This window comes from Brevundimonas sp., assembly GCF_027484365.1.
In the GTDB taxonomy this organism is placed as follows: Bacteria; Pseudomonadota; Alphaproteobacteria; order Caulobacterales; family Caulobacteraceae; genus Brevundimonas.
Map to the genome: position 1 here is coordinate 55,628 of NZ_JAIXTC010000012.1, position 17,789 is coordinate 73,416.

At 67.6% G+C, this 17,789-nt stretch carries 19 protein-coding genes; 12 read left to right on the top strand and 7 right to left on the bottom strand.

The annotated features are described in order from the left end of the window. Nucleotides 1-187 precede the first annotated feature (187 nt). The 8 genes from rho to Q0044_RS04815 all read left to right on the top strand — a co-directional run bounded on the left by rho (nt 188) and on the right by Q0044_RS04815 (nt 7,914). Complete coding sequence (gene rho, locus Q0044_RS04780) at nt 188-1,630, top strand: transcription termination factor Rho (RefSeq protein ID WP_298160297.1); 1,443 nt, start codon at nt 188-190, stop codon at nt 1,628-1,630. 93 nt (nt 1,631-1,723) lie between these two features. Continuing rightward, nucleotides 1,724-1,957, top strand: coding sequence for a DUF6489 family protein (locus tag Q0044_RS04785; protein ID WP_298160300.1), 234 nt, complete (start codon nt 1,724-1,726; stop codon nt 1,955-1,957). Between the two features lie 163 nt (nt 1,958-2,120). After that, complete coding sequence (gene mnmE, locus Q0044_RS04790; protein WP_298160304.1) at nt 2,121-3,416, top strand: tRNA uridine-5-carboxymethylaminomethyl(34) synthesis GTPase MnmE; 1,296 nt, start codon at nt 2,121-2,123, stop codon at nt 3,414-3,416. A gap of 69 nt (nt 3,417-3,485) precedes the next feature. Further along, entirely contained in the window at nt 3,486-5,351 is a 1,866-nt protein-coding gene (mnmG, locus tag Q0044_RS04795; protein ID WP_298160306.1) for a tRNA uridine-5-carboxymethylaminomethyl(34) synthesis enzyme MnmG, read from the top strand. Next, complete coding sequence (gene rsmG / locus Q0044_RS04800; RefSeq protein ID WP_298160308.1) at nt 5,351-5,980, top strand: 16S rRNA (guanine(527)-N(7))-methyltransferase RsmG; 630 nt, start codon at nt 5,351-5,353, stop codon at nt 5,978-5,980. Before mnmG ends, rsmG begins: the two co-directional genes overlap by 1 nt. Nucleotide 5,981: 1 nt before the next feature. Continuing rightward, nucleotides 5,982-6,797, top strand: coding sequence for a ParA family protein (locus Q0044_RS04805; RefSeq protein ID WP_298160310.1), 816 nt, complete (start codon nt 5,982-5,984; stop codon nt 6,795-6,797). Nucleotides 6,798-6,818: 21 nt separating this feature from the next. Next, on the top strand, nt 6,819-7,709 hold the full coding sequence (locus tag Q0044_RS04810; RefSeq protein ID WP_298160312.1) for a ParB/RepB/Spo0J family partition protein: 891 nt from the start codon (nt 6,819-6,821) through the stop codon (nt 7,707-7,709). 25 nt (nt 7,710-7,734) lie between these two features. Beyond that, nucleotides 7,735-7,914: a hypothetical protein gene (locus Q0044_RS04815; protein WP_298160315.1), complete on the top strand. Its 180-nt coding sequence runs from the start codon at nt 7,735-7,737 to the stop codon at nt 7,912-7,914. A 168-nt stretch (nt 7,915-8,082) separates the two neighbouring features. Here Q0044_RS04815 and holA read toward each other — a convergent pair whose 3' ends face one another. From holA to Q0044_RS04835, 4 genes are all read right to left on the bottom strand, one after another. After that, the gene (gene holA / locus Q0044_RS04820; RefSeq protein WP_298160318.1) at nt 8,083-9,135 is read right to left on the bottom strand and encodes a DNA polymerase III subunit delta; all 1,053 of its coding nucleotides are present in this window, start codon (nt 9,133-9,135) and stop codon (nt 8,083-8,085) included. After that, on the bottom strand, nt 9,132-9,614 hold the full coding sequence (gene lptE, locus Q0044_RS04825) for an LPS assembly lipoprotein LptE (RefSeq protein WP_298160320.1): 483 nt from the start codon (nt 9,612-9,614) through the stop codon (nt 9,132-9,134). Before lptE ends, holA begins: the two co-directional genes overlap by 4 nt. A gap of 1 nt (nt 9,615) precedes the next feature. Further along, nucleotides 9,616-12,213, bottom strand: a complete 2,598-nt coding sequence (gene leuS / locus Q0044_RS04830) for a leucine--tRNA ligase (RefSeq protein ID WP_298160323.1) — start codon at nt 12,211-12,213, stop codon at nt 9,616-9,618. 80 nt (nt 12,214-12,293) lie between these two features. Continuing rightward, a complete protein-coding gene (locus tag Q0044_RS04835) occupies nt 12,294-12,746 on the bottom strand; it encodes a DUF3576 domain-containing protein (RefSeq protein WP_298160326.1) in 453 nt (150 codons plus the stop codon). 393 nt (nt 12,747-13,139) lie between these two features. Here Q0044_RS04835 and Q0044_RS04840 point away from each other — a divergent pair, with 393 nt between their 5' ends. Then, the gene (locus tag Q0044_RS04840; RefSeq protein ID WP_298160328.1) at nt 13,140-13,535 is read left to right on the top strand and encodes an NtrZ family periplasmic regulatory protein; all 396 of its coding nucleotides are present in this window, start codon (nt 13,140-13,142) and stop codon (nt 13,533-13,535) included. Here the strand turns inward: Q0044_RS04840 and Q0044_RS04845 are convergent. Next, nucleotides 13,532-14,071 carry a thiamine phosphate synthase gene (locus Q0044_RS04845; RefSeq protein ID WP_298160331.1) on the bottom strand — a complete coding sequence of 180 codons (540 nt, stop codon included), beginning with the start codon at nt 14,069-14,071 and terminating at the stop codon, nt 13,532-13,534. The two genes, Q0044_RS04840 and Q0044_RS04845, sit on opposite strands and share 4 nt — an antisense overlap. A gap of 109 nt (nt 14,072-14,180) precedes the next feature. On the opposite strand from Q0044_RS04845, the gene Q0044_RS04850 reads away from it, so the two are divergent. Genes Q0044_RS04850 through Q0044_RS04860 form a run of 3 tightly spaced genes read left to right on the top strand, consistent with a single transcriptional unit; the run spans nt 14,181 to nt 16,021 of the window. After that, the gene (locus Q0044_RS04850) at nt 14,181-14,906 is read left to right on the top strand and encodes a YggS family pyridoxal phosphate-dependent enzyme (RefSeq protein ID WP_298160333.1); all 726 of its coding nucleotides are present in this window, start codon (nt 14,181-14,183) and stop codon (nt 14,904-14,906) included. Nucleotides 14,907-14,966: 60 nt separating this feature from the next. Beyond that, nucleotides 14,967-15,653 (top strand): response regulator transcription factor, encoded by a 687-nt coding sequence (locus Q0044_RS04855; RefSeq protein ID WP_298160335.1) that lies wholly within the window; start codon nt 14,967-14,969, stop codon nt 15,651-15,653. A 23-nt stretch (nt 15,654-15,676) separates the two neighbouring features. Further along, complete coding sequence (locus tag Q0044_RS04860; protein ID WP_298160338.1) at nt 15,677-16,021, top strand: hypothetical protein; 345 nt, start codon at nt 15,677-15,679, stop codon at nt 16,019-16,021. Here Q0044_RS04860 and xth read toward each other — a convergent pair. Continuing rightward, a complete protein-coding gene (gene xth, locus Q0044_RS04865; RefSeq protein ID WP_298160341.1) occupies nt 16,018-16,812 on the bottom strand; it encodes an exodeoxyribonuclease III in 795 nt (264 codons plus the stop codon). The two genes, Q0044_RS04860 and xth, sit on opposite strands and share 4 nt — an antisense overlap. A gap of 287 nt (nt 16,813-17,099) precedes the next feature. After that, the gene (locus Q0044_RS04870; RefSeq protein ID WP_298160342.1) at nt 17,100-17,732 is read right to left on the bottom strand and encodes a LolA family protein; all 633 of its coding nucleotides are present in this window, start codon (nt 17,730-17,732) and stop codon (nt 17,100-17,102) included. Nucleotides 17,733-17,789 lie beyond the last annotated feature (57 nt).

A 17,789-nucleotide genomic window follows, 5' to 3' on the forward strand; every position in this document is an offset into this window, starting at 1 on the left:
CGCTGCCCTTCTCTTCGCGCCGACCGATCGCCGGGCCCCTCATCGAGGATCTGGCCGCCTTCGGACCCGACGCTCCCCCTCTGGCCGCAAGGCCCTCGTCATCCTCCGACCTGATCGGGGGACCCATTCGTCCCGGCCTGACGTCCTTCGACGCCGGGCCGTGACGACGTGAATCCAGAGTTCCGACATGACCGACGTCCGCGACACCGACAACACCGCCCCCGAAACCGAAGCGCTCGAAGGGCTGACGCCCGGAACGGCGGAAGACACCTCCCAGGCGGACGGCGCCAATGACGCCGATGTGGCGGCCGACATCGGGGACGATGCCGAGAGCGCCGATGAGGAGGGAGAGTCCGTCGTCCCGTCCGGCCGGATCACGCTTCAGGAGCTCAACGACAAGACCCCGGTCGAGCTGGTCGCTTTCGCCGAACAGCTCGAGATCGAGAACGCCTCGAACCTGCGCAAGCAGGACCTTCTGTTCGCCATCCTCAAGACCCTGGCCGACGAGGAGGTCGAGATCATCGCCTCCGGGACGCTGGAGATGCTGCCGGACGGTTTCGGCTTCCTGCGTTCGCCGGACGCCAACTATCTGCCGGGCCCGGACGATATCTATGTGTCGCCGTCCCAGATCCGCCGCTTCGGCCTGCGTTCGGGCGATACGGTGCACGGCGCCGTCCGCGGCCCCCGCGAGGGCGAGCGCTATTTCGCCCTGCTCAAGGTCGACACGATCAACTACGAGGACCCGGAGACGGTTCGCACCAAGGTCAATTTCGACAACCTGACCCCGCTCTATCCCAATGAGCGGCTGACCATGGAGATCCAGGATCCGACCCTGCGGGACCGGTCTGGCCGGGTCATCGACATCGTCGCTCCGCTCGGCAAGGGCCAGCGCTGCCTGATCGTGGCCCCGCCGCGGGTCGGCAAGACGGTCATGCTGCAGAACATCGCCAAGTCGATCGAGGCCAACCACCCCGAGGTCTCGCTGATCGTCCTGCTGATCGACGAGCGTCCCGAAGAAGTCACCGACATGCAGCGCACCGTGAAGGGCGAGGTCGTGGCCTCCACCTTCGACGAGCCGGCCACCCGCCACGTCGCCGTCGCCGAGATGGTGATCGAAAAGGCCAAGCGCCTGGTCGAGCACAAGAAGGACGTCGTCATCCTGCTGGACTCGGTCACCCGTCTGGGCCGGGCCTACAACGCCACGGTCCCGTCGTCGGGCAAGGTCCTGACCGGCGGCGTCGACGCCAACGCCCTTCAGCGTCCCAAGCGCTTCTTCGGCGCGGCGCGGAATGTGGAGGAGGGCGGGTCTCTGACCATCATCGCCACCGCCCTGATCGACACCGGCTCGCGCATGGACGAGGTGATCTTCGAAGAGTTCAAGGGCACGGGTAACTCGGAAATCGTTCTGGACCGGAAGGTGGCCGACAAGCGCATCTTCCCGGCTATCGACGTGCTGAAGTCCGGCACCCGCAAGGAAGAGCTGATCACGCCGAAGGATCAGCTAACCAAGACCTATGTCCTGCGTCGCATCCTGAACCCGATGGGGCCCCAGGACGCGATCGAGTTCCTGCTCGACAAGCTGCGCCAGTCCAAGAACAACGCCGACTTCTTCCAGTCGATGAACACATAAGGTCGGGTCCTGTCGCTTCGGACGCGGTCCGAAGCGGCTTGAGGGCCGGCTGTTTTGGGTCGATGTTTCACGTGAAACACGGAGCGACGCGCGATGAAGGTGAATTTGGAAGTCGACTGCACCCCGGCCGAGGCGCGAGCCTTCCTCGGCCTGCCCGACGTGGCGCCGCTGAACGATCATCTGGTCGCCGAGATGCAGAAGCGGATGGACGCCAACATGTCCGCCATGCAGCCGGAAGAGCTGATGAAGACCTGGACCAGCTTCGGTCTTCAGGCCCAGGACCAGTTCCGGCAGCTGATGCAGGCGGCGGTCACCACGCCGAAGTGACTGCCAGTCGTCTCCTCCCTGTCGCGCAGCGATGGGGGGGTGGATGCGAGTTCTTCGCGAGCAGACGGAGCGGTTCTGGATGGCGGAAACAACCCCTCCGTCTCTTTGCTTCGCTGCGAGCCACCTCCCCATCGGCTTCGCTGACAGGGAGGAGACTGTTCCCATGACCGACACCGTCTTCGCCCTCGCCACCGCTCCGGGACGCGGTGCCATCGCCGTTTTGCGCCTTTCCGGCCCGGGTACCGATCAGGTCCTCACCGCCCTGGGCGCGCCCGGCCTCAAGCCCCGGCTCGCCTCGCTGCGGACCCTGCGCCACGGCGGTGCGGTGTTGGACCAGGCTCTTGTTCTCCGCTTCCCCGGGCCGGCCTCTTACACGGGCGAGGACTGCGCCGAACTGCATCTGCATGGCGGACGGGCGGTCATCGACGCGGTGTCTTCGGCCCTGATCGATCTCGGGCTGCGACCCGCCGACCCCGGCGAGTTCACACGCCGCGCCTTTGAGAACGGCCGTATGGACCTGGCCCAGGCGGAGGCGGTGGCTGATCTGATCGACTCCGAGACTTCGGCCCAGGCGACCCAGGCGCTCGGCCAACTCGACGGCGCCTTGAGCCAGACCTATGCGGGATTCCGACGGGATCTTCTGACGGCGCTCGCCCTCGTCGAGGCCGAGATCGACTTTCCGGACGAGGATGTGCCGGACCATCTGGCCCGGTCGGCCGGGCCTGTTCTCGACCGACTGACAGCCGACCTGGACAAGGCCCTGGACGACGCCGACCGCGGACGCCGCGTCCGGGAGGGCTATCGCATCGTCCTGATCGGCGAGACCAATGCCGGCAAGTCCGCCCTGTTCAACGCCCTGGTCGAACGTGACGCCGCCATCGTTACGGCCATCGCCGGCACGACGCGGGACGTGCTGGACGCGGATCTGGTCATCGGCGGCTATGCCGTGACCCTGTCGGATACGGCCGGCCTGCGGGAGAGCGCTGATCTGGTCGAGGCTGAGGGCGTTCGTCGCGCCCGCGCCCGGGCGGAAGCCGCAGACCTTCGGCTCTGGGTCCGCGCGCCGGGCGACCCCGATGGCGAGGCTGCAGCCTTCGCCAGACCCGACGACTTCGTGGTCTGGACCAAGGCCGACCTGGCTGTGGCCGCCGGCGAGGGGATCGCGGTCAGCGCCCTGACGGGGGAAGGTCTGCGGGCGCTTCACGATGCCCTGGCCGCGCGGCTGGCGCGCGATCTGTCGGGCGCTGATTTTCCGGCCGTAACCCGCGAACGCCACCGACGCAGGCTGTCGGAAGCGGCCTCTGCTGTCGCCGCGGCAAGAGGCCATCTGAGCGCCGCGCCGGAACTCGCAGGCGACGACCTGCGCCGTGCCGCCGACGCCCTGGGCCGGGTCACGGGTGCGATCGGTGTCGAGGACATCCTCGGCGAAGTCTTTTCGACCTTCTGCATCGGAAAGTGATCGGCCGCTGTTTCACGTGAAACAGTCCGTCGGTGGCGTTTCGACCCCTTTTCCCCTATGTCCCGCCCCATGAGCTCCCCCTCTTCCTTCGACGTCATCGTGATCGGCGGCGGCCATGCCGGCTGCGAGGCCGCGGCCGCCTCCGCGCGCGCCGGCGCGCGCACCCTGTTGCTGACGCAAAAGCTTGAGACCATCGGCGAGATGAGCTGCAATCCGGCGATCGGCGGCCTGGGCAAGGGTCATCTGGTCCGCGAGATCGACGCCCTCGACGGCCTGATGGGGCGACTCGGCGACAAGGCCGGCATCCAGTTTCGTCTGCTCAACCGTTCCAAGGGTGCCGCCGTGCGCGGGCCACGAAGCCAGATCGACCGGCGCCTGTACCGGGAGGCGATGCAGGCCGAACTCGCCGACTATCCCAACCTGACCCTGATGGCCGGGACGGCCGAGGCCCTGATCCTCGACGGCGACCGTGTGGTCGGCGTCACGACGGGGGACGGCGTTTCGCTGAAGGCCGGCGCCGTGGTCCTGACGACCGGCACCTTCCTCAATGGCGTCATTCATCGCGGAGACGAACGCATCCCGGCCGGTCGTCACGGCGAGGCCCCCTCGACCGGCATGGCGGCCGACCTCTATGGCTCGGGCCTGCAGATGGGTCGGCTCAAGACCGGGACCCCGGCCCGCCTCGATGGCCGCACCATCGCCTGGGACCGGCTGGAGATGCAGGCCGCCGACGCGGAGCCCGTGCCCTTCAGTTTCCTGACCGACCGGATCGAGGTCCCGCAGATCGCCTGTGGCATCACGCAGACGACCGAAGAGACCCATGCCATCATCGCGGCCAACCTCGGCGAGAGCGCCGTCTATGGCGGCAAGCTGACCGGAGTCGGCCCGCGCTACTGTCCCTCGATCGAGGACAAGGTCGTCCGGTTCGCCGACAAGACCTCCCATCAGGTCTTCCTCGAACCCGAGGGTCTGGACGATCCGACCGTCTATCCGAACGGCATCTCGACCTCGGTCTCGCCGGAGACCCAGATCGCCTTCCTGCGCACCATGCCCGGGCTGGAATCCGTCGAGGTGTTCCGCTTCGGCTATGCGATCGAATACGACTACGTCGATCCGCGCGAACTGACCCCCGCCCTGGAGGTCAAACGGCGTCCGGGCCTCTATCTGGCCGGTCAAATCAACGGTACGACCGGGTATGAGGAAGCGGGCGCTCAAGGGTTGATTGCCGGTCTCAACGCCGCGCGCGCCGCCGCCGGATCCCCGGAAATCGTGCTGGGGCGGGACCAGGCCTATATCGGCGTCATGATCGACGATCTGGTCACACGGGGTGTGACCGAGCCCTACCGGATGTTCACCAGCCGCGCCGAGTACCGGTTGACTCTGCGCGCCGACAATGCGGATCAACGGTTGACCCCTCTGGGTCTGGAGGCCGGAATCGTCTCGTCGGATCGTCGGCGGGCCTTTGAGATCAAGTCCGGGGCCCTGGCCGAGGCGACCACCCTGGCGCGCGAAACGAAGTTCACGCCGAAGGAGGCTCAGGCCCTGGGCATTTCCGTCAATCCCGATGGTCAGCGCCGTTCGATGCGCGACCTTCTGGCCTATCCCGGCGTCGACCTGTCGGCCTTCGCTGCGGCCTACCCGGTCATCGACGACTGGAGCCCGGCGGTGCGCGAGCAGGTCGAGATCGACGCGGGCTATGCGGGATATCTGGATCGCCAGACGGCCGATGCCGAGGCCCTGCGGCAGGAGGAGGCCCTGACCCTGCCGGCCAATCTCGACTACGCGGCGATCGGAGGGCTGTCCCACGAGGTCCGCGAGAAGCTCTCCCTGGTCCAGCCGCGCACCCTGGGCCAGGCCGGCCGGATCGAGGGCGTCACGCCCGGCGCCCTGACGGCGCTTCTTTCGCACGTCAAGAAAGCGGCGATCGCAGCCTGATGACAGCCGATGAATTTCAGAAGGCGACCGGCGCCTGGCCGGAGCGGATGGCCGATCTCGAACGGTTTCGCGTCCTGCTGAGCGAGGCCAATGAGGTCATGAACCTGGTCGGACCCGACAGTCTGCCGGACTTCTGGAACCGTCATGCCTGGGATTCCGCCCAGCTCCTCGATCTTGCGGGTTTCGCCCGGACCTGGGCGGACCTCGGTGCGGGCGCAGGGTTTCCCGGTGTGGTCCTGGCCATCCTGGTGAAGGGCCGGCCGGACGCCCATGTCTGGCTGATCGATTCCCTCCAGAAACGCTGCCGATTCCTGCAGACCATCGTTGATGAACTGGCCCTGCCGGCGACCGTGGTCTGGGGACGGGCGGAGGAGCAGGCGCTCAAGGTCGACGTCGTCACCGCCCGCGCCGTCGCCCCGATGGAAAAGCTGCTGGGTTATGCACAGCCTTACCTGTCTCGCGGTGCACAAGGTCTGTTTCTCAAGGGAGAGAAGGCCGAGACCGAGTTGCAGGACGCCGCCAAGTCTTGGCATGTCGAAGCCGAGCTTTCGGTGTCGCGCAGCGATCCGAGAGGTCGCATCGTCACTGTCCGGAGCCTTCGCCCCCGTGGAAACCAGCAACGTGGTTAGTATGACCAAGCCGTCCCCGGTGAAGCCGCCACGCATCCTCGCCGTGTCGAATCAGAAGGGCGGAGTCGGCAAGACGACGACCGCGATCAACCTCGGGACTGCGCTCGCCGCCATCGGCGAGAAGGTCCTGATCGTCGACATGGACCCCCAGGGCAATGCCAGCACCGGTCTGGGCGTTCCACGTGAAACACGCCGGATCACCATCTATGACGTGATCGTCGACGGTCGGTCCGTGCATGACGCGGCAGTGCCGACGGCCGTACCGGGATTGCACATCATTCCTGCCGACGCCGACATGTCGGGCGTCGAGATCGAACTGAGCCAGGCCGATCGCCGCTCCTATCGCCTGCGGGACGCGCTCGCGGCCCAGGCGACGGACGGCCATACCGGGTACGACTATGTCCTGATCGACTGCCCGCCGTCGCTGAACCTTCTGACCCTCAACGCCATGGCGGCCGCGGACGGCGTCCTTGTCCCGCTGCAGTGCGAGTTCTTCGCCCTGGAAGGGTTGACGCAGTTGATGAAGACGATCGAGATGGTCCGTCAATCATTGAATCCGACCCTCGAAATCCAGGGTCTGGTCCTGACCATGTACGACCGGCGCAACGCCCTGTCTGGACAGGTGGCGGCCGACGTCCGGGCCCACTTCGGCGACAAGGTCTATGACGCCGTCATCCCCCGGAACGTGCGGGTGTCGGAGGCGCCGTCCTTCGGCAAGCCGGTGTTGATCTACGACCTGAAATGCACCGGCAGCCAAGCTTACCTGAAGCTCGCCAAGGAGGTGGTCGGTCGCGAACGCCGCCGCCTCGCCGCCTGATAACGATACGGAATCAAGAGTTTGTCTGAACGTCAAAGAGGTCTGGGCCGAGGCCTGTCCGCCCTGATGGGCGAAACGGTCGCCGAGCCCGTTCCGGTCGCGCCGGGCGCGGTATTGCCCACCGGCGTCGCATCCGTGCCGATCGAGAGCCTGAAGCCGAACCCGGATCAACCGCGCAAACAGTTCACCCGGGCCGACCACGACGAACTGACCCAGTCGATCCGCGACAAGGGCGTTCTGCAGCCGATTCTGGTCCGGCAGCAGCCCGGCGAGGACGGCGTTTGGCAGATCATCGCGGGCGAACGCCGCTGGCGCGCCGCCCAGGCCGCCCGCCTGACGGAAGTGCCGATCATCGTCCGCGAAATGGACGACCTGGAGGTGCTCGAGGTCGCCATCATCGAGAACGTCCAGCGGGCGGATCTCAACCCGCTGGAAGAGGCGGCGGCCTATGGCGTGCTGATGGAGCGGTTCGGCCGCACCCAGGACGCGGTCGCCGGAATCGTCGGCAAGTCGCGGAGCCATGTCGCCAACACCCTGCGCCTGACCCAGTTGACGCCGGGCGCGCGGGAGCATGTCATGGCCGGCCGACTGTCCGCTGGCCACGCCCGCGCCCTGCTGACGGCGAAGGATCCTGACGCCCTGGCCGACCAGGTGGTGGATCAGGGCCTGAACGTCCGTCAGGCCGAGGCTCTGGCCCGCAAGTCGCAGGACGAACAGAAGCCGAAACCGACAAGGCCGGCAGGGACCCAGGGCGCCGCCTCACCCGATATCGCCGCCCTGGAACAGGATCTGACGGACGCCCTCGGGGTGAAGATTTCTCTGTCGGACCGGGGCGGGAAGGGCGAACTGACCCTGTCCTACGCCAGTCTGGAGCAGCTGGACGACCTTTGCCGGCGGTTGATGCGCGCCTGAGGCGCGTCTGTGCTAGGGTCGGGGCATGACCGACACGCCCGAAACCCCCGCAGAAGCCCTGAAACGCGTCCTCGCGGCGAAGAAGGCCTCCAGCCAGCCCGGCGGCCCGGCCTTCAAGCCCGGAAAGCATCCGGAACAGACGGTCAGCGCCCGTAACACGGCCCTGGCCAAGCCGGCCTTCCGAAAGGCCTCGAAGCGGGGGTAACGATTTTCCTTCTCCCCCTGCGGGAGAAGGTGGCTGAGCGCAGCGAAGTCGGATGAGGGGTCACGCTGATGTCAAACGTCAGGGCTCGATCCACTCACTCCAGCCGGCGGTACAACCCCTCATCCGTCAGCCTTCGGCTGCCACCTTCTCCCGCAAGGGGAGAAGGGATCAAAGGCCCAGCCGCCTTGCCCTTGCGGCGATTTCCAGCAGGAGACGTTCGGCAATCAGGTGTTCGGGCATGCCGGTCGTCTTTGTGGCGACGTCGGCGGTGTTGACGCTGTCCTGAACGACGTCGAGCTCTTCGAGACGCCAGGCGCGGGCTTGACGCAGCATCTCGTTTTCCTGTTTCCAGAAGACACCCGCGGCCTTGGCGGCCTCCTTGGCCCCCGCGCCCGCGTTCTGAAGCACATTGATGCGGCGCAGCTTGCCGAGATGGATGGAGGCGGAGCGGACGGCCATGACCGCGCTCTCCCCCTCCGCCAGGGCGCGCCTCAGCCCGCCCTGGGCCGGGGCGGGGCGTCCGCCGAAGGCCTGAAGCGCGGCATCGGACAGGGAGGCGTCGGCCTCGACGCCGAGATGGGCCTCCAGCTCATCGACATCGATGGTCCGGCCCGAGCCGGGGCCGACATAGAGGGCCAGCCGTTCGATCTCCTGGCGCATCAGGCCGCGCTCACGCGGCAGGCGGGCGACGAAGGCGGCGAGGGCGTCCGTGGTCAGGCCGACCTTGTCGACGGCCAGGGCCTCGCGAGTCATCCGGGCGATGTCGCCGGCCTCGTCCTCGTAGCAGGCAATGCCGACCGAGCCCTTGCCGGCCTCGGCCGCCTTGCGCAGGGCCGACTCGCGCCCGAGCGCCCCCGCCTCGACCACCAGCATGCAGTCGGGATTGAACAGGCCCTCGGCGTGGGTCTTCAAAGCCCCGGCAAGGAGTTTGTCGACCGAGGCCTTGTCTCCGCCCAGCCGCACCCGGACCAGACGCCGCCCGCCGATCATGCTGAGGGCGGTCAGAGCCTCTTCCAGCCGGGCCTCGTCGCCGTCGATGTCGCTGTCCGTCAGCAGGGTGACGTTGAACGGATCATTCAGGTCCGGCGTGATGGCCCGGCACAGGACCTCGGCCCGTTCGGCCACGCCGGAGCGGTCCTTGCCGTGGATGACGGCGGCGCGGATCCCGGCGTCGGGCTTCGCCAGGAAGCGGTCCACCTCGGGCCGCTTGGCCAGGATCATGGGGCGGACAGGGCCCGCATCAGGTCGATGCGGATCAACCGGGCCAGTTCGGCGGCGGCGCGGTCCTCGCCGTCCTGCTGGGCGGCGATGGCGGCATAGGGCTGGTCGGCGGCGGCATAGGTGGTGGTGACGGTCTCCGTCCCGGTCAGCGGCGCGCCGCCCGAGACCGGCGTCAGCGTCCAGGCGCCGCGCACGGTCAGCTCGTAGCGGGTCGCCGTGTCATCGATCCGGCGACCCAGAGGGCGACGGTTCTGTTGCGTCACGGTCTCGAGCCGATAGAGGGGCGCGGCATTGCGGTTCCAGCCGAGGGCGTCCTCGAGCTGTTCGCGCAGGCGGTAGCCGAGGCGGTCGTCCTGGGCCGAGACGGAAATCCGGGTCAGGGTCGGCGAGCCGCCTGCGTCGCCGTACAGGGGCGTGAACCCGCACCCGGCCAGAACCAGACCGACGGCCGCCAGCGCTGACAGGCTGCGGACCGACATGTCAGCCGGCCACCAGGTTGACGATACGGTCAGGCACGACGATCACCTTGCGGATCGATTGGGAATTGGCTTCCAGATAGGCCTGAACGGCCGGATTGGCGAGCGCCTCGGCCTCGACGGCCTTGGGATCGGCGCCGCGGGGCATGGTGATCTCGCCGCGACGCTTGCCATTGATCTGGATGGGCAGGACGACCTCGTCGTCGGCCGCGAGGGCCGGGTCGAAGACGGGCCAGGGGGCGTCCAGGACCATTCCCGTTTCACCCAGACGGGTCCAGCCTTCCTCCGCGACGTGCGGGGTGAAGGGGGCGACCAGGCGGGCCAGGGCCGACAGGGCCTCCCGCCGCGCCGCGCCGGACGCGCCGTCGTGATCCCGGATCGTGGCGACGAAGGCATAGAGCTTGGCGATGGCGGAGTTGAAGCGGAAGCCTTCGACGCCTTCGGACACGGCCTTAATGGCCTTGTGGGTTTCCTTCAGCAGCATGGCGTCTGCGGCTGCATCGCCCTCCGCGTCCGCGTCGTAGCCGTCGAACAGGGTCCAGACGCGCTGGACGAAACGGCTGGCGCCCTCGACCCCGCCGGGCGTCCACTGCACATCGCGCTCGGGCGGGCTGTCGGACAGGACGAACAGCCGACCGGCGTCGACGCCGTGCGAGTCGAGGATTTCCTGGGGCGCGACGACGTTCTTTTTCGACTTCGACATCTTCTCGATGTCGCCGATAACCAGGGTCTCGCCGGTCGAGCGCTGTTTCGCCGAGCGATTGCCGGCCTCGTTGGCCAGGTCGACATCGGTCGGCTCGACCCAGGCGCCGTCGGCGCGGCGATAGGTCTCGTGGACCACCATCCCCTGGGTGAACAGTCCGGCGAAGGGCTCCTTCACCGACAGCATGCCGGCGTCGGACAGGGCGCGGGTGATGAAACGGGCGTAGAGCAGGTGCAGGACCGCGTGTTCGACCCCGCCGATATACTGGTCGACGGCCAGCCAGCGATCGGCGGCGGCCCTGTTGATCGGCTCGGCCGCCGTCGGATCGGTGAAGCGGGCGAAATACCAGCTGGAATCGACGAAGGTGTCGAGGGTGTCGGTCTCGCGCACGGCGTCCGTGCCGCAGGACGGGCATTTGACGTGTTTCCAGGTCGGGTGCCGGTCCAGCGGGTTGCCGGGCACGTCGAAGGTGACATCGTCGGGCAGGACGACGGGCAGCTGCCCGGCGGGAACCTCGACCACGCCGCAGGATGGGCAGTGGACGATGGGGATGGGGCAACCCCAGTAGCGCTGGCGGCTGACGCCCCAGTCGCGCAGCCGGTAGATGGTCGCGCCCTTGCCGTGACCGGATGCCTCCAGCCGGGCGATGGCGGCGGCCTTGGCGGCCTCGACGTCCAGTCCGTTGAGGAAGCCGGAGTTGAAGATCCGGCCCGGACCGACATAGGCCTCGGTCCTGATCTCGACGGTGTCCACGTCGTCAGGTTTGACCACCGGGGTGACGGGCAGGTCGTATTTGCGGGCGAAGTCCAGATCGCGCTGGTCGTGGGCCGGACAGCCGAAGATGGCCCCCGAGCCATAGGTCGAGAGGACGAAGTTGGCCGCCCAGACGGGCAGGGTCCGGTCCGGATCGAACGGGTGACGGACGCGAACGCCGAGGTCCACGCCCAGCTTCTCGGCCTTTTCGATATCGGCTTCCGAGGTGCCGGTCTGGGCGCAGGCCTTCACGAAGGCCGCGACGTCCGGCCGGTGTTCGGCGATCGCCTTTGTCAGGGGATGGTCGGGGGCCAGGGCGATGAAGCTGGCGCCGAACAATGTGTCGGGGCGGGTGGTGTAGACCTCGATCGGGTCGCGAGCGTGGTTGGGTTCGCCCTCCGGCGAGCCGGGCAGGAAGTCGGGCGCCCCGGCGATGTCCCACCACAGGGTCGCGCCCTTCGACTTGCCGATCCAGTTCTCCTGCATCAGCCGGACCTTCTCGGGCCAGCGATCCAGGGTCTTGAGTCCGTCGATCAGGTCGTCGGCATAGTCGGTGATGCGCAGGAACCACTGGTTCAGCTTGCGCTTCTCGACCAGGGCCCCCGAGCGCCAGCCCCGGCCGTCGATGACCTGTTCATTGGCCAGGACGGTGTTGTCGACCGGATCCCAGTTGACCGTCCCGTCCTTGCGATAGACGAGGCCGCGCCGATACAGCTCCAGGAACCAGGCCTGCTGTTTGCCGTAGTATTCCGGGTCGCAGGTGGCGAACTCGCGCGACCAGTCCAGCGACAGGCCCAGCAGCTTCAGCTGGGCGCGCATCGAGGCGATGTTGTCGTAGGTCCAGCCCTTGGGGTGGATGCCGCGCTCCATGGCGGCGTTCTCGGCCGGCATGCCGAAGGCGTCCCAGCCCATCGGATGCAGAACGTCGAAGCCCTGGGCCCGCTTATGGCGAGCGACCACGTCGCCCATCACATAGTTGCGGGCGTGACCCATGTGGATGTTCCCCGACGGATAGGGAAACATTTCAAGGACATAGTACTTGGGACGGCCCGTATCCCGGGTGACGAAGGCATTGGCGTCAGCCCAGCGCGCCTGCTGGCGCGGTTCGGCGGTCTTGGGGTCGTAGCGGGTCGGGGTGGAAGACACGGGAATCCTGAAGCGAGAGGGCGATTACCCCCGCGCTCCAGTAGCCCGAAGGGCGATGACGCCCAAAAGAATAAGTCGTTTTAGCCGGCGTTGGACAGGTTGAGCTGGCGCGCCTTGGTCAGGATCGCGTTTTCCAGATCGGCCTCGGTCTGGCCGGACACGGGCGAGGCGGTCCACTCGCCGCCGGCGCTGCGGACTTCCTTGGTCACGGTGACGTTCAGGGCGTCGGCGCGCAGCCGGGTGTCCAGAATGAAGACGGTCGCCTTGAAACGCTCGTTCGGCGTCTGCGGGTTGACGTACCAGTCATAGTTCACGACGCCGCCCCACGGATCGGCGGTCAGAAGCGGCATGAAGCTGAGGGTGTCGAGAGTAGCGCGCCACAGATAGGCGTTCACGCCGATACCGGTCTGGGCCGTCGTGGCGCGCGGGGTGGAGCCGCCCGAGAAGGGCAGGCCGCCGCAGGCGGAAAGGAGCAGACCGCCCGTGACCAACATCGTGGTCGCCAGGACCGTCTTGCCGCGAACAAAACCCATCGAACGTCGTCTCCCTCGGGTGCTGACCTGCCGTATCCCCGTTCGGGCGGCGGACGCAAAGGCGCGCGGTCCTCGACCGTTCGCCAGGCGCGGCTCTATAACACGCTCAAAAGGGGCGATGACAAGGCAATCCGGACCGTTGCGGCCGTCCGTATGCGTCGGCCGGACGCGGATTCGGCCTGTGGCGCGATTCCCCGGTCCGGCGAACACCTTCCGGCCGCCTTCCCGTGACGCTTGCGCCACAGGAGGATGCAAGAGTCCGGGGAACCGGGTTCATCCGGCCTCGTTGCGTTGACCGGGAGGACTACCGGTGTCTAATCGGCGGGTCCTCGGCGGAAACGTCGGGTTCAGGAACAAAGGTCCGGCGACCAACGCCGGGTCGAAGGGTTGGAAATGCGTCTCTCGGCGATCCTCGCTGTCTCTTTCGGTCTCGTCGCTGTCGTGGGCGTCGCCGGCGAAGCGTCCGCGCAGTCACGCTCACGCGTGCCCGCCGTGACTCTGGCCGAGGCGTCCAACGCCCAGCGTTCGACGCCCCCGGCTGCGCCGCGCCGCGGCCTGCGCTGGAACGAGAACGGTCGCTGGGGCCTCGATTTCAACCTGAACCAGCCTGTCGGTCGCGAAGCCGAATGGGGCGATGTCGAAGCCGGTGCCTACTACCGGCTGTCGCCGCGCCTGCGCGTCGGCGCCGCCGCCGGTCTGGCGACGCCCGAACAGGACCCGGCCCGCGCCCCCGAGACCGACCGCCGCGCCCAGCCGCGCGTGCGTCTGGAAACCCTGTTCCGCTTCTAGAGCGCGAACGCCTCGGCCAGTCCGCCGATGGCGGCAAAGCCGTAAGCGCCAGATCCCTGCAGTTCGCCGGCGTTGAGAGCCGTGATCCCGCCGAGCGCAATGACACGCGTCCTGCCCTCTGAAGCGGAAGCCAGGGCCTCCAGGCCAAGAGCGGGTTTTCCCGCGGAGGCTCCGCCGGCCGGGAAGATCGGCGACAGGACCACGGCATCGAGATCACGCGCCGCCCTCGCCCGTTCCACGGAATGGACCGCTCCGGTCAGAATCCAGTCCGGCCGCCGCCCGCACAGGGCATAGGCTGCGGAAAGAGCCCGCTCGGGCAGATGAAGACCGTCGGCCCCGACCTGATCGGCCAGGTCGGTGTCCATCCCGATCAGCAGGGTCATCCCTCGCTCTCGCGTCTCGGCGCGGAGCCGTTCGGCCGTCTCAAGTGCATCGACCGCCCCGAACGACCGATAGACCACGCCTGTGCCCGCCGGCATCCGCGACGCGATCTCCCAGGGCCTGGGGGTCCGTTCCGGGTCGGTGAACAGCAGCATCGGCGGGACCCGCGACCGCACGCCCCCCCTGACAGCGTCAGCCGCGCGGGCTAAGGCCTGAGCCACGGCCCACAGCCGCGCCCCCTCTTCCGTCGTTTCCGGACACTCCATGGTCGCCTCATCCCCCGCTTCGACCGCCGCGTCCACCGCCGAGGCCTTCGCCGCCCGGCTGGCGGCGATCCGGGGGCGGATGACGGCTGCGGCGCGGGCGGCGGGCCGCGACCCCGCCGGGGTCATCCTGACCGCCGTCTCAAAGACCCAGCCGGACGAGGCCATCGATACGGCCCTGGCCTCGGGTCTGCGGGTGTTCGGCGAGAACCGGGTGCAGGAGGCGCAAGCGCGCTGGACCGATCGACGTCCTGTGCTGCCCGACCTCGAACTCCGACTGATCGGCCCGCTCCAGTCCAACAAGGCCGAGGACGCCGTCGCCCTGTTCGACGTTATCGAGACCCTCGATCGCCCCAAATTGGTCGGGGCCCTGGCCTCGGCGTCGCAGAAGATCGGCCGCTCGCCCCGCCTTCTGGTCCAGGTGAATACCGGCGAGGAGGCGCAGAAGGCCGGGGTGGCCCCCCGCGACGCCGACGCCCTGATCGCCGCCGCCCGCGCCGCGGGGCTGATCGTCGAGGGACTGATGGCCATTCCGCCGGCCGATGAGGAGCCGATCCTGCATTTCGCGCTTCTGGCCCGGATCGCCGAACGCAACGGGCTGAAGGTCATGTCGATGGGGATGAGCGCCGATTTCGAGGCCGCGATCCGGCTGGGTGCGACTCACGTGCGCATTGGATCGGCGTTGTTCGGGGAACGAAACCCGGGTTTCACGTCCTTCAGCCTCTGATTCCGCGTCAAATTCAGCCGCCGCCTTGGCGTTTGGCTCCAGCCTCGCCATTCTAGACAGATGCCCACAGCCAAGACCCTGCTCATCATCGACGACGACGACGACCTGCGCGAGGCCCTGGCCGAGCAGCTGGCGCTGCACGAGGAGTTCAAGACCGTCCAGGCCGCGACGGCCACCGAGGGTGTTCGTCTGGGCCGGGAGATCCGCGCCGACCTCATCCTGCTCGACGTCGACCTGCCCGACATGGACGGCCGCGAGGCCTGCCGCCTGTTGAGGAAGGACGGGGTCTCGACCCCCGTCATCATGCTGACGGCGCAGGATTCAGACGCCGATACGGTGCTCGGCCTCGACAGCGGGGCCAATGACTATGTGACCAAGCCCTTCCGCTTCGCCGTCCTTCTGGCCCGGATCCGCGCCCATCTGCGTAGCCATGAACAGTCCGAGGACGCGGTCTTCCAGATCGGCCCCTATTCCTTCCGACCCGCCGGCAAGGTCCTGATCGACCCCAAGGGCAAGAAGATCCGGCTGACGGAGAAGGAAACCAATATCCTGAAATACCTCTACCGCGCCGGGGCCAAGCCCGTGTCGCGCGAGGAGCTGCTGACCGAGGTCTGGGGCTACAACGCCGGGGTCACGACCCACACGCTCGAGACCCACATCTATCGCCTGCGCCAGAAGATCGAACCCGAACCCGGCCAGGCCCGCCTCCTGCTGACCGATGCGGGCGGGTATCGGCTGCAGCCATGATGCCTGGGCCGTGGGAGGAGCGCGTGCCCAAGGTGCGCATCATCCGCCGGCCAGAGGGTGAGGCGCCGGAATGGGTGCGCGATGCGTGGATTGGCCTCGATCTGCCTATTCTCGACGAAGAACCCGTTTCGACGGCTGGCTATGGCGTCATGACGGGACCCAAAAACCTCGTTGTCGACTGGCTATGGTGTCTGACAGGGCGTTCCAAAGCGGTGGCCGGATACAGAATCCGGGCCGACGTCGCCGTAGATCTTCTGGAGCAGGCCTCGCCCGAGGCTGGGCGATGGTGGCATGAGAACGCTGCCTATTCTGTCCGCCGTGGTGCTCTGTTCGTCTTCGATACGGCGGCCTGCGAGCGGCTCGACTAGACGTCCAGATCGACCGTGATCGGGCAGTGGTCCGAGGGCTGTTCCCAGGCGCGGACCGGCTCGTGGATGATCGCCGAGCGTGACACGACCGACGGGGTCAGGCCGGGCGAGGTCCAGATGTGGTCGAGGCGCAGGCCACGGGCGGACTTGCGGAAGTCCTCGGCGCGATAGCTCCACCAGGAGGCGAGCTTCTGCGGCTCGGGGTAGGCGTCCCGGACCACGTCATGGAAGCCGCCCGCCGCCTGTAGCCGGTTCAGGGTCTCGACCTCCAGCGGGGTGTGGCTGACGATCTTCGACATATAGCGGTGGTTCCAGACGTCGAACTCCGACGGTGCGATGTTGAAGTCGCCGCACATCAGCAGGCGCGACGCACGATCCTGGGCCGTGACCGTCGTGGTCAGCTGCTCGTAGAAATCCATCTTGTGATCGAATTTCGGATTCAGCTCACGGTCGGGGACGTCCCCGCCGGCCGGGATGTAGAAATTCTGGATATCGACGCCCGCGACCCGGGCCGAGACACAGCGGGCGTGACCCAGTTTGCAGGCCTGGAAGGTGTCGGAGTGTTCGATCGGCCGGCGCGAGGCGATCGCCACCCCGTGCCAGCCCTTCTGGCCGGCGATCTTCAGGTGCGGCAGGCCCATGTCGACGAAGGCGTTCCGGGGGAACTGGTCCTCCAGACACTTGATTTCCTGCAGGCACAGGACGTCGACCTCGGCCTCGGCGACGAACCGGGCGACCTGTTCGATGCGCAGGCGGACGGAGTTGATGTTCCAGGTGGCGACGCGAAGCATGGGCCTCGTCTAGCGGAAGCGCGGCCGCGCTCAAGCCGGGAGCCGCCACGCGACGAGCGAAAGCGCCAGAAAGATGCAAAAAACCCCTCGGCGGGGGAGCCGAGGGGTTGAGGTTGGTTTCTCTCTCGCCGCCGTCGGGAGGGGATGAGGTCCGAGGGCGTCGGAACGGCCGCCGCCGTCCTGTGCTCAAAGTGTCACGCCGACAGGAAATGGTCAAACGACAAAAAGAGACTATTGCCTGTGATCGTCCGAACACGGTTCACGATTCGTGAATCTGTCAGTCCAGGTCAGTTCCGGCGGGGGCGCAGGGTCGGATCGGTCAGGCGGAACAGGCTGGACGCCAGGTTCGAGGCGGGCGTCAGCGAGGTCAGCTGGGTCCGGGTACGACCGCCCTGGGCATCGGTGATGGTCCACTCCTGCAGCCGCAGAGGGCTACCCGCGAAGGCCAGGATGACCGAGCCTTCATTGGGACGGCGTTCGTCGCGGGCGGTGATGGCGAAGGCGCCGGACTGCATCCGGGTGACGCGGTCGATGCGGACGCCCTGGTCGAGGCGCACATTGCGCGCCAGGAAGGTGGACAGGGGCGTCATTCCCAGCGGCACCTGGCGGAAGACGTTCAGGCGCGGGTCGTAGCGCTTGACGTTGTCGCCGTCCGACACGACCAGCAGGCCCGCCGGGCTGGTGTATTCGAACCGCATCCGGCCCGGACGCTGCAGCCAGAAGCGGCCTTCACGACGCTGGGGGCCGCTGGTCTCGACGAAACTGCCCTGGGCCGAGGTCAGGTTCTGCAGATAGGTCTGGGCCGTGGCCAGGGTGGCGCGGTCCTCCGCCGACAGGGCGGTCTGGGCGGTCGCGGGCAGGGCGGCGAGACCGGCGATCGCGGCGAGGCCGAAGCCGAGGTCTCTGCGGGACAGGGTCATGGTCGTCTTTCTTGCTTCGTCATCCTCCGGCTCGATCGGGGGACGGGACGATTTTCG

Bases quoted from the DNA above. Each gene is read 5' to 3' on its own strand.
- mnmE (WP_298160304.1), top strand. From the start codon at position 2,121: ATGACCGACACCGTCTTCGCCCTCGCCACCGCTCCGGGACGCGGTGCC.
- Q0044_RS04850 (WP_298160333.1), top strand. From the start codon at position 14,181: ATGGTCGCCTCATCCCCCGCTTCGACCGCCGCGTCCACCGCCGAGGCC.
- lptE (WP_298160320.1), bottom strand. From the start codon at position 9,614: ATGTCGGTCCGCAGCCTGTCAGCGCTGGCGGCCGTCGGTCTGGTTCTG.
- Q0044_RS04835 (WP_298160326.1), bottom strand. From the start codon at position 12,746: ATGGGTTTTGTTCGCGGCAAGACGGTCCTGGCGACCACGATGTTGGTC.
- rho (WP_298160297.1), top strand. From the start codon at position 188: ATGACCGACGTCCGCGACACCGACAACACCGCCCCCGAAACCGAAGCG.
- Q0044_RS04845 (WP_298160331.1), bottom strand. From the start codon at position 14,071: ATGCTGCTGTTCACCGACCCGGAACGGACCCCCAGGCCCTGGGAGATC.
- rsmG (WP_298160308.1), top strand. From the start codon at position 5,351: ATGACAGCCGATGAATTTCAGAAGGCGACCGGCGCCTGGCCGGAGCGG.
- Q0044_RS04785 (WP_298160300.1), top strand. From the start codon at position 1,724: ATGAAGGTGAATTTGGAAGTCGACTGCACCCCGGCCGAGGCGCGAGCC.
- Q0044_RS04870 (WP_298160342.1), bottom strand. From the start codon at position 17,732: ATGACCCTGTCCCGCAGAGACCTCGGCTTCGGCCTCGCCGCGATCGCC.
- xth (WP_298160341.1), bottom strand. From the start codon at position 16,812: ATGCTTCGCGTCGCCACCTGGAACATCAACTCCGTCCGCCTGCGCATC.
- holA (WP_298160318.1), bottom strand. From the start codon at position 9,135: ATGATCCTGGCCAAGCGGCCCGAGGTGGACCGCTTCCTGGCGAAGCCC.
- Q0044_RS04805 (WP_298160310.1), top strand. From the start codon at position 5,982: ATGACCAAGCCGTCCCCGGTGAAGCCGCCACGCATCCTCGCCGTGTCG.
- Q0044_RS04840 (WP_298160328.1), top strand. From the start codon at position 13,140: ATGCGTCTCTCGGCGATCCTCGCTGTCTCTTTCGGTCTCGTCGCTGTC.
- mnmG (WP_298160306.1), top strand. From the start codon at position 3,486: ATGAGCTCCCCCTCTTCCTTCGACGTCATCGTGATCGGCGGCGGCCAT.
- Q0044_RS04855 (WP_298160335.1), top strand. From the start codon at position 14,967: ATGCCCACAGCCAAGACCCTGCTCATCATCGACGACGACGACGACCTG.
- Q0044_RS04815 (WP_298160315.1), top strand. From the start codon at position 7,735: ATGACCGACACGCCCGAAACCCCCGCAGAAGCCCTGAAACGCGTCCTC.